This window comes from Duganella levis, from assembly GCF_009857605.1.
In the GTDB taxonomy this organism is placed as follows: Bacteria; Pseudomonadota; Gammaproteobacteria; order Burkholderiales; family Burkholderiaceae_D; genus Rugamonas; species Rugamonas levis.
The window spans coordinates 94734-104258 of record NZ_WWCT01000020.1 but is presented as its reverse complement, the minus strand read 5'-3'; the positions used below and the strand labels follow the sequence as shown (position 1 = coordinate 104258).

The following is a 9525-nucleotide window of genomic DNA, read 5'->3' as shown; positions in this document are numbered from 1 at the left end:
ATAAACGTTGCAGAGGTTCGTGCGTGTCTTATTGACCATGCGCGAGCTTGGCCGGCATTGAAGGAATTCGCAATTGCGGCACAACAAAATTTTTCACGACATACAAGGAGCCGGCAGCGGATAGATGACCATAGTCCACCAGCAGAAGATCGCCGGAGGGCTGGACACGCGCTTCGCAAGCGTTACCCTTGCACAATGCGTCTATCAGCGAGATATAGGTTACGACGGCTCGCGCCGGGCTTTGTTTCATCAAGCTATTGGTCCGTATGATTTGCTGGTCCAGCGCGGCGTCAACGATAGACAATGAGCTCTCGTTCCAGTGACGGTTGGCAACTACCGCTGGCAGGGACGGCTGCCATTGCGGCACTGGACCGACCAGGACAATTTGGCTTACGCCAATACTCTTGAGCTTGATTGCCAAGGCTTCCCAGTCCTTTTTTTCATGCTCTTTTTGCTGTGCGAGGACCACTACCGCAGGATGGAGTGCGGCGATACTATCGATCGCCAGCCGGTTGGCGTGTTCGCATGCTGCCCCATAAGGGCCCTTGAGCGCAGTGTCGTTCAGGATGCTGGGCCGGCAGCCCGATGCCGTTACTTGATAGAAAGGCGTTCCCGCCGGTAAAGCTTGGCGAAGGCCATATGACAAGGCCTCTGCGTGCGAGTCGCCCCACAGGAAGACACCACCATCCCCGCTTTTGGTGACACAGCGTGGGTCAAGGTTCATGTTGCCACGATGGGTGAGCGCATCGGTGACATTGCATTTATCGATCCAGTGGGTGGTACGAAGGTTGTCTTTTTTTAGCGCGTACTCGGCGACGAACTGGGCGCGGTCCGAAATGCTGACGGCCCGCACCGGCGTGATTGCACCATGACTAGCCATGATGGCCAGGCCGAGGCCGCATAGTGTCGCGGCACCGCCAAACCACGCGCGCGACCAGTTCTTTTGTGTCTTTTTGCGGACGCGCTGCTCTATGAAACTATAGGATAACTGGGCGCATACCACCGAAGTGGCTATCCCCAGTAATTGGTAGCGAAGTTCCGACAGCATTCCGGAGTAAGCGAGCATTACCACGACCGGCCAATGCCAAAGATATAGGGAATACGATATGTTCCCGAACCACTGCATGAGCTTGTTGCTGGTGATCGCCGAAGTCTGGCGGTTGGCGCAGATAAGGAGTGTCGCTCCGGCGACTGGCAGCAGGCCCAGATAGCCCGGCCATAGCGCGCTTTCGGAGATCAGGGCATAGGTGGCGATGATCATCGTCACGCCCACCGCTTCCAGCACTCGGGCGCGCGGTGGCGTCAGCGTCAGCGGGAACAGCAGTGCCAGACCGCCCGCCATCATTTCCCAGGCGCGCGTCGGCAGCAAGAAGAAGGCAGCGTCTGGCGACCGGGACGATGCATAGCAGGCCAGGACGTAACCAAGCACAGTACCGGCTAACAGTATCCAGCGCAACGGCTTGAGCCCGAAGACGCGCTTTAGCAGCAGTAGGCACAACGGATACAGTAGATAGAACTGCCACTCGACCGACAACGACCAGGTGTGCAACAGCCATTTCTCATGTGCGCCAGCGGCAAAGTAGCCTGATTCCTTCCAGTACACCATATTTGAAACAAAGCCGACGCTGGCGGCGACATGCTTGCCCAGTGCGTCGTAGTCGGATGGGAGGAATACGAACCAACCTACTACCAGAAGCAGCGCACAGGGCGCCAGCAATGCGGGAATGATGCGACGGCCGCGGGCAAGGTAGAACTGCGGGACGCTGAAATTATTGTCAGCAAGTCCACGGTAGATGATTGAAGTCATCAAATAACCAGAGATGACAAAGAATACATCCACGCCGGCAAAACCACCCGGGAGCCAGGCGGGATTAAAGTGGAAGGCTATCACCGCCAAGACAGCGATTGCCCTTAATCCATTAATGTCCTGCCTGAAGTTCATGCGACCAGCCTTATTTGCATCGGAAACAACTGATTATGCCTTCAGGAAGCAAGTTTTGGCAATCAGATAGGTATATTTCTGTTAATAGCAGTTGAAAATTGATACGGTTTTACCCGGCATTTTAAGCGCCTGAACATCGCTGTGCAGGTGCGGCAGACGCTGTGAAATATTGTTGAGATAGGGGAGAGGGCGCGCGCGTTGGCCCGGACGGCGAGCGAAATGGGACGCGTTGGCGCCCTGCGTCAGACCGCTATGCCGGCGCTGGTGGCAAGCTCGCCGGCAGCGATATATCAGGCGGCAGGTTTGGGCGGTGCGCTGTCAGCCAGCGCGCTGATGAGGCGGCGGCGCTTTTCCATCGGCATCGGGATAGTGGACTGAATGTGCAAGGCGACATGGGTTGGCTTCAGGGACTTTGCCATTTCCGGCACGTTCAGGTCTTCTTCCGAGCTGGTCCAGTAGGAGCAGGTCAGCTCAGGTTCAACCAGCACATGATAGTTCGCTGCCTTGCCGACAGTTTCGCAGAATACGCCGTACAGGATGTATTCCGATACTGCTTTTTTCTTCGACAGCGTGGTGCGCCAGTCTTCGCCGGAGATTTTTTCGATCTGCTGCTGCAACGCCAGGATGGCGTCGCGCTTCCAGACAATGAAATGGCCGATGTAGTTGTATTTGGTATCGTCGAACTGCGCGACGCCTAGCAGAGACAAGGCGTTCCGGTGCCATAGCAGATGCTCGTGCATGTCAGGCGTCAGCGGCCGGCGGGCCAGCTTGATGCTGTCGCTGGAAACCAGGTCGGTCATCTTCATTGGACGGAACAGCACGTTATCGCTGTCGATGAACATATAATAGTCGCTGTCCGCCAGTTCCGGCGCCGACAGCTTCACCAGTTGCTGCACCAGCCAGCCAGTCACGCGGCCGACGCCGGGGCGGTACCACTGTTCGCGAGTGCGGATGTCGACCAGGCCGGGAATATAAATGCGCTTTGGGAAGGGGATTTTGTAGAAGCCGTGGCGGTGCAGCAACTCTTCCTTGGAGATCAGGATGCGATTCGCCGAGCGCAGTGGCGCAAATAATGCGATGTCCGACTTTGGCACGATTAAAAAATGCTTGAAGGGCACCTGCAGGAACTGGTCCATGCTACGGCAAAGATCGACCGCCAGATCGTAGTCGTTGCGGTAGGACGGTGTGATAACGGTCAACTGCGATTCTGCCATGTGAATATCACTTCCTTACAGTTATTGAGGCGCTTGGCTGATGGCCATAACTTGCATATCTTCTCATACAATGGTTGAATCATCAATGTTGAAGGCGGGTGGGGCCGCACCGGAGGACTTTATTGACCGGACGGTGCATTTTATATATTCTTTCCCGGCTTTTTTACCCGGCCGCTGCGGCGCGCCTTGACATCTGCCGTAACTGCGGCGCCTCACATTGGGTCCTATGAAGAATACGAAATTAAGAAAAATAGCGGCGCTGGCGATCTCCTTGCTGCCAGGGTCGGCATTGCGGGTCGGCGCCTACCGCTTGGTGTTAGGGTACAGTTTTGGTCCGGGCGTGCGCTTGGGCTGGGGCGTGATGATCGCAGTCGATAGCTTTCGCGCCGGCAGTCAGGTGACCGTGCGCCGCAATACAACCTTCATGGGGCCGATCCGTGTGGAGCTGGGGGACCGGACCTTCATCGGCCGCCTGAACAAGATTGAGTGCGGCGACAGTGCCGCCGATCCCAAGCAGGCGCATATGCAGTACGCGCGGGCGTTCATTACCGGTCAGGACAGCTTGGTCAACGAGGGCCATTTATTTGATGTGCTCGGGCGAATTCAAATCGGCGACGGCACTTGGGTGGCCGGTTTCGCCTCGCAGTTCCTGACCCATGGCGCGGGCACTATGGACCGCGACATCATTATCGGTTCCCATTCCTTCCTCGGCTCAGCAGTGCGGTTCGCGCCGGGCAGCGGCGTCGGCGACCGCGTGATGGTCGGCATGGGGGCGGTGGTTACCAAGCGCATCACCGAGAATGACGTGGTGGTGGCCGGTCTGCCAGCCAAGGTCATCAAGGAGCGCACAGAGGACGACGGCTACGTGTTCAATAAAGTGTGGGAATCTTGAGCGGAATCGTGCGTCAATACAGACCCAGGTGAAGGACAGCGAATAGTCTGACTTGCATAAAATACCATGTTTTGTTATTTTGTACAGATTGTTCAAACGGAGGCACAGATGTTCATTAAAAAACTCATTCCAGCATTGGGCTTGGCGGCCATGACGGCATTCGGCACCTCTGCGCAAGCGGCGGGCTCGGCCAGCGGCACGGTGTATTTCGATTGGTCCGCCCTGACTGCGACGTTGCAACACGATACCATCGGTTTTTCTGGTTGGACCTATGCGAGCGATGGCACCGCCTTGATGGGCGGCGGGAGTGACGTGCAAAATTCTTCCGCGCCCGATCTGCTGGCCAGCATCGGCAGCGCCAAGGCGAGCACCCAGTCGGGCAAGGTGTCGGTCGAGACCGGCGCTGGCGGTGCCAGTCAGGTTCGTCAGCAAATGACCGCCACCTTCCAACTGGCCGCTAACCAGCATTTGCTGTATTCAGTCGGCTATACGATGGTGTTGCAGAAGAATGTCGCGGGGGAGCGGGTGGACGTGGGCGCCGGCTTTATTGTCGACAGCGCCGTTGGCGGCTATACCATTTCGAAAACCAGCTCGACGCTAGACTGGAAGGTCCCGGTGGGTACCGGCAGTGAATCGAACGTCCTTGAGCTCGACCTGGAGAATACGTCCGACCGGCCCCTGAGCTTTACCGTCAGAGGATGGCTGGGTGCGGCGGACAGCAGTCCTGCCATCACCAGCTCGGTGCCCGAGCCGTCGTCTTACGCCCTGCTGCTGCTGGGACTGGCCGTGACCGGCATTGCTGTGCGCCGCCGCTCGGTCTGAATGTTCGCGTGGGGCGAGTTTTCATTCATCGGCATCCCTGTGCCGGCGCATGAACCTCACCATCACTACCGGTTCGCAATGAATAGAATCATGTTTGCGACATACTGCTGAGCTGTACTTTTAGGCTGGCTTAGTCGCAGGCTTGTGTCCGCCCGGAAGAGGCGTGTTGCATTGCAACACGCCTCTGATAAGTTGTGGTATTGTGTTTTGTGGTAAAAATATCCATTGATTTGATTGGGTGGCATGATGTTGAACGGCAAGTTTGAACTGGTAATCGGAATTCCCACCTTTCGTCGTCCGGCGCAGTTGCGCGCCTTGCTCGATAGTTTGCTTTCTGAGTTGCAAGAGCATCCGGCGCTAGTGATTGTCGCCGACAATGAATGCGGGAAAGACGCGCCGCAGGTGATCGAACAGTTCAAACTCAGCTGGCCTTCGGTGCGTTGCATTCCAGTGGCCGCCCGCGGGGTCACGCAGGTACGGAATACCCTGATTGCCCAGGCGGGGCAAGAGGCGCCGGGTTGGCGCTGGCTTATTATGCTCGATGACGACGGCTTGGCGACGCCTGGCTGGCTGGGGCGATTGCTCGCCACCGGGGAGCAATACCAGGCGCATCTCGTTGGTGGCCCGGTGCAGGGTGAACTGCCGAGCGGCTCCGGCTGGCTGGCCCGCAACAGTGTATTCGCCGCGCGCGGACGGTGGGCGACCGGCCTGGTCTCCACCTTGAACACCACCCAGAACCTGGCCATCTCGCGGCGCGTGCTGGCCCTGGTGCCCACCCCACTGTTTCGTAATGAATATGGCGCATCCGGCGGGGAGGACTACGATTTGTTCCGGCGGGTGGCGCACGCCGGCGGACGCTTCGCATGGTGTGACGAGGCGATCATTATGGAGCCGGCGCCGGCTGACCGGCTCACCGTCTCGGCGCTGCTCTATCGCTACCACTCAACCGGGATGTACATGGCGGTGATCGACCGTTCCTATGATGGCGCCAAGCAGGTTGGCTGGCTGGCAGTCAAAGGCCTGCTGGGTACCTGCGCCCGTCTTGCGTTCGCGGCCGTCACCTTGCGTACCAATGCCGCCGCGCATTTAATACTCATGACCGCCCACTACCTGGGGCGTTTTGCAGGCCTACTTGGGGTGCGCTCGTCGCGTTATGTAGCGCCGACCAATCCTGAAGCTTGAGCTTTTACACATGACTAACCTTTACTCGTCGCATCAAACCTATCGGCCCGACATTGACGGCCTGCGCGCGTTGGCCGTATTGCCCGTCGTCCTGTTTCACTTCGGTTTTCCGGGGTTTTTCGGCGGTTTTATCGGCGTCGATGTCTTTTTCGTTATTTCCGGTTACCTGATTACCGGCATCCTGGCGCGGGAACTGCGCCAAGGTAATTTTTCCATCGTGCGCTTTTATCGGCGCCGCGCTATCCGTATCTTCCCCGCGCTGTTTGTCATGCTGGCGGCGACCACAGTGCTGGCGTTGTTCAGCATGCTGCCGGAGGAGCTGAAGAGCTTCGGGCATTCGCTGTTGGCTACCTCGACCTTTTTATCGAATATTCTGTTCTACAACGAAAGCGGCTATTTCTCGGCCGATGCCCATACCAAGGTGCTGCTGCACACCTGGTCGCTGGCGGTGGAAGAGCAGTTCTACCTGTTCTGGCCGCTCGTGCTGGCGCTGCTGCATGCGCGCGCCAAATCCAGCGTGGGGTGGATCGCCGGCATTATCACCGTAGCCTCGCTGTTATTTTCGATATGGTGGCTTAGTGTCGATCCATCAGGCGCGTTCTATCTGATTCCTTCGCGTGCTTGGGAGTTGATGATAGGCGCCTTGTTGGCGGTGGCGCCGGCGCTCCCCGCGCGCCATCGGCTGCTGCGCGAGTTCCTTGCTGCCGCAGGCGTGCTGGCGATACTGATTGGTGTGAAGTTTTACAACGAGCGCGTACCGTTTCCAGGCGTTGCCGCGCTGTTGCCTTGCCTGGGCGCCGCCGCCATCATCGCGGCTGGCACGGCCGGCACCACGCTGGCGGGCCGGGTGTTATCGTGGCGGCCGGTCGTGTTTATCGGTCAGATATCATTCTCGCTCTACCTGTGGCACTGGCCGGTCGTGGTGTTCACCCAGATCGGCCTGATGCGCGAAATCACCTGGCCAATTCGCATTGCGCAAGTGCTGCTGTCGTTATTGCTGGCGGTCCTTTCGTGGCGCTACGTGGAGCAGCCTGTTCGTGTTGGCACCAACGGCTACAGTGACAAGAAAGTGTTTGGCGGTGCGTTTGCGGCCATGGCGGCGACGCTGATATTGGGCGTTACCTTCACTGTTAGCGGCGGGCTGCCCGCACGCTATAACGAGCAGCAGCTGGCGGTCGCCAAGTTTGAGAGTTACCACGGCGACCAGCTCTATCGCGGGGGCACGTGCTTTATTGTCGATGGCCAGGGGCGGTTCGATCCCCAGCTTTGCCTTGGGCAAAACCAGCAGCAGCTGAAGTCGCTGCTGGTGATTGGCGATAGCCATGCCGCTCAATTGTGGCCAGGGTTACATCAAGTCGCCACGGACTATAACGTGCTGCAGGCCACAAAAACCGGCTGCCGTCCATCGCTGAGTGGGAAAGCCATCGAACAGCAGTCTTCGTGCGAGCAATTTTTCCGGTCAATATTGACGTCATGGTTGCCTGCGCATCCCGTTCAGCTGTTGATACTTGCTGGGCGTTGGGCGCCAGAAGATTTACCCGACCTCACGGCAACGATTGCCCTGGCGAAGCGCTATGCGCAAACGGTCATGGTAGTCGGGCCAATTCCACAGTACGCCAGCAGCCTGCCGCGCGTGCTGGTGCGTAATGAAGGCCATCCTGACCGTATCGCCAGCAGCGTTGTTAATGGCCCCTTCATACTCGATCCGCAAATGCGGGGTCTGGTGACGGCGGCCGGAGCACATTATTTCTCGCTGATCGACAATCTTTGCCATGGTCGGGCATGCCGTACCTTGGCGGCGGCCGGCGTGCCGATGCAATTCGACTATGGCCACCTCACCGAGCAAGGGTCGGTGGTAGTGGCGTCCATGCTGCTCAATCCCGCTCAGTCGGTAGCCAAGTCCGCTGTAGTGGGCATGCGGTAGCTACTTCAAGATTGGTTGCCGTGGCCATGGCCGCGACCGTAATTGAGGCTTATTAGGAGACTGTCCAATAGGCAGCAGTAAAAGAAATCTCTATCGAAAGGATATCCCTTGCATTTATTGTCATTGACGGTTCCGTTTTATAACGAATCGGAAGCCATAGTGCACTTTTTCGCGAATGTAATTCCCGCACTGGAAGCAATTCCCAACATGCGGTTCGAAATCGTTTGCGTCAACGATGGCAGCCGCGACGACACGCTGCAGCAGCTGGTGGCGGTTTCCGAGCGTGATCCCCGCGTGCGCGTGATTGATTTGACGCGTAACTTTGGCAAAGAGGCGGCGTTATCCGCCGCGATTGATGAGGCCCGCGGTGATGTGATCGTGCCGTTCGACGCCGATTTGCAGGACCCGCCAGAGATGATTTCCCTTCTGGTCGATAAATGGCGCGAGGGTTACGACGTGGTGCTGGCGAAACGCGCCAATCGCGATTCTGATTCCGGCTTGAAGCGCTGGACCGCTGCCATGTTCTACCGCATGCATAACGCCGTGTCTGAAGTGAAAATTCCGCAAAACGTCGGCGATTTTCGCTTGATGTCGCGTGAAGTGGTTGACGCCCTCAAGCTACTGCCGGAAACCAGACGTTTCATGAAGGGGCTATTTGCCTGGGTCGGTTACCGCACCACCGTGGTGGAGTATGCACGGGTGGAGCGGGTGGCTGGCGAGACCAAGTTCTCGGGGTGGAAGTTATGGAACTTCGCATTGGAGGGGTTTACCAGTTTCAGTACCTTGCCACTGCGGGTCTGGACTTATCTGGGGTCTGCGGTCGCTGTGTTTGCCCTGCTGCGGGCGTTCTACCTGGTGGTTCGCACCTTGGTGGAGGGGGTTGACGTGCCGGGTTATGCGTCGTTGGCCACCGCCGTGTTGCTGCTGGGTGGAGTACAGCTGATTGGCATCGGGGTATTGGGCGAGTATGTCGGCCGTATTTATTTTGAATCGAAGAAGCGGCCGGTCTATCTGATTCGACGTCGGCATGAAGCAGGTCAGGAACATGCCTGATCGCCGCAGCGTCATCCGGTTTGTCACCTATGCGATGGTGGGCGCCGTGGGGACTTTGGCCCAGTATGTCGTTCTGGCGAGTTTCGTGTCACTGCATTGGGCCAAGCCGGTGACCGCATCGGTGATTGGTGCTTTGGTTGGCGCAGTCATCAATTACCTGTTAAATGCACGCTTCACATTCGGTAGCACAGCGCATTCTTCTGCGCTGCCCAAGTTCGCCGCGACCGCAATATTCGGAGCGGCCGTGAATGGACTGTTGATGAAAGTGCTCATCGACTTCGCCAACGTTAATTACCTGGTAGCGCAAGTGATTGCGAGTGCTGCCGTGCTGGCGATCACCTATTCCCTTAATTTGGTTTGGACGTTTCGCCGCAGTAATGTCGATGCGAAAGCCTGACGCGACAGAAACACGGCGAAACCAGACGCCGCTGCGTTCCCATTACCATAGCTTAAAGCCACACCGGGAGGCTGGCTCGATGTTTCAGAAGCTAATGCA

At 57.7% G+C, this 9525-nt stretch carries 8 protein-coding genes; 6 read left to right on the top strand and 2 right to left on the bottom strand.

Features of this window, described 5'->3' with window-relative positions:
- Window positions 1–28 precede the first annotated feature (28 nt).
- Together GTP69_RS22050 and GTP69_RS22045 are read right to left on the bottom strand one after the other, a co-directional pair.
- Entirely contained in the window at window positions 29–1942 is a 1914-nt protein-coding gene (locus GTP69_RS22050) for an acyltransferase family protein (RefSeq protein WP_161056874.1), read from the bottom strand.
- A gap of 290 nt (window positions 1943–2232) precedes the next feature.
- Window positions 2233–3156, bottom strand: a complete 924-nt coding sequence (locus tag GTP69_RS22045; protein ID WP_161056873.1) for a DUF6492 family protein — start codon at window positions 3154–3156, stop codon at window positions 2233–2235.
- A 226-nt stretch (window positions 3157–3382) separates the two neighbouring features.
- On the opposite strand from GTP69_RS22045, the gene GTP69_RS22040 reads away from it, so the two are divergent.
- The 6 genes from GTP69_RS22040 (at window position 3383) to GTP69_RS22015 (ending at window position 9426) form a co-directional block, all read left to right on the top strand.
- Window positions 3383–4048, top strand: coding sequence for an acyltransferase (locus GTP69_RS22040; RefSeq protein ID WP_161056872.1), 666 nt, complete (start codon window positions 3383–3385; stop codon window positions 4046–4048).
- A gap of 108 nt (window positions 4049–4156) precedes the next feature.
- The gene (locus tag GTP69_RS22035) at window positions 4157–4870 is read left to right on the top strand and encodes a PEP-CTERM sorting domain-containing protein (RefSeq protein ID WP_161056871.1); all 714 of its coding nucleotides are present in this window, start codon (window positions 4157–4159) and stop codon (window positions 4868–4870) included.
- A gap of 243 nt (window positions 4871–5113) precedes the next feature.
- Entirely contained in the window at window positions 5114–6052 is a 939-nt protein-coding gene (locus GTP69_RS22030; protein WP_161056870.1) for a glycosyltransferase family 2 protein, read from the top strand.
- 10 nt (window positions 6053–6062) lie between these two features.
- Complete coding sequence (locus GTP69_RS22025) at window positions 6063–7976, top strand: acyltransferase family protein (RefSeq protein WP_161056869.1); 1914 nt, start codon at window positions 6063–6065, stop codon at window positions 7974–7976.
- Window positions 7977–8084: 108 nt separating this feature from the next.
- Window positions 8085–9029 carry a glycosyltransferase family 2 protein gene (locus tag GTP69_RS22020; protein WP_161056868.1) on the top strand — a complete coding sequence of 315 codons (945 nt, stop codon included), beginning with the start codon at window positions 8085–8087 and terminating at the stop codon, window positions 9027–9029.
- A complete protein-coding gene (locus GTP69_RS22015) occupies window positions 9022–9426 on the top strand; it encodes a GtrA family protein (protein WP_161056867.1) in 405 nt (134 codons plus the stop codon). The genes GTP69_RS22020 and GTP69_RS22015 overlap by 8 nt, the downstream gene beginning before the upstream one ends.
- Window positions 9427–9525 lie beyond the last annotated feature (99 nt).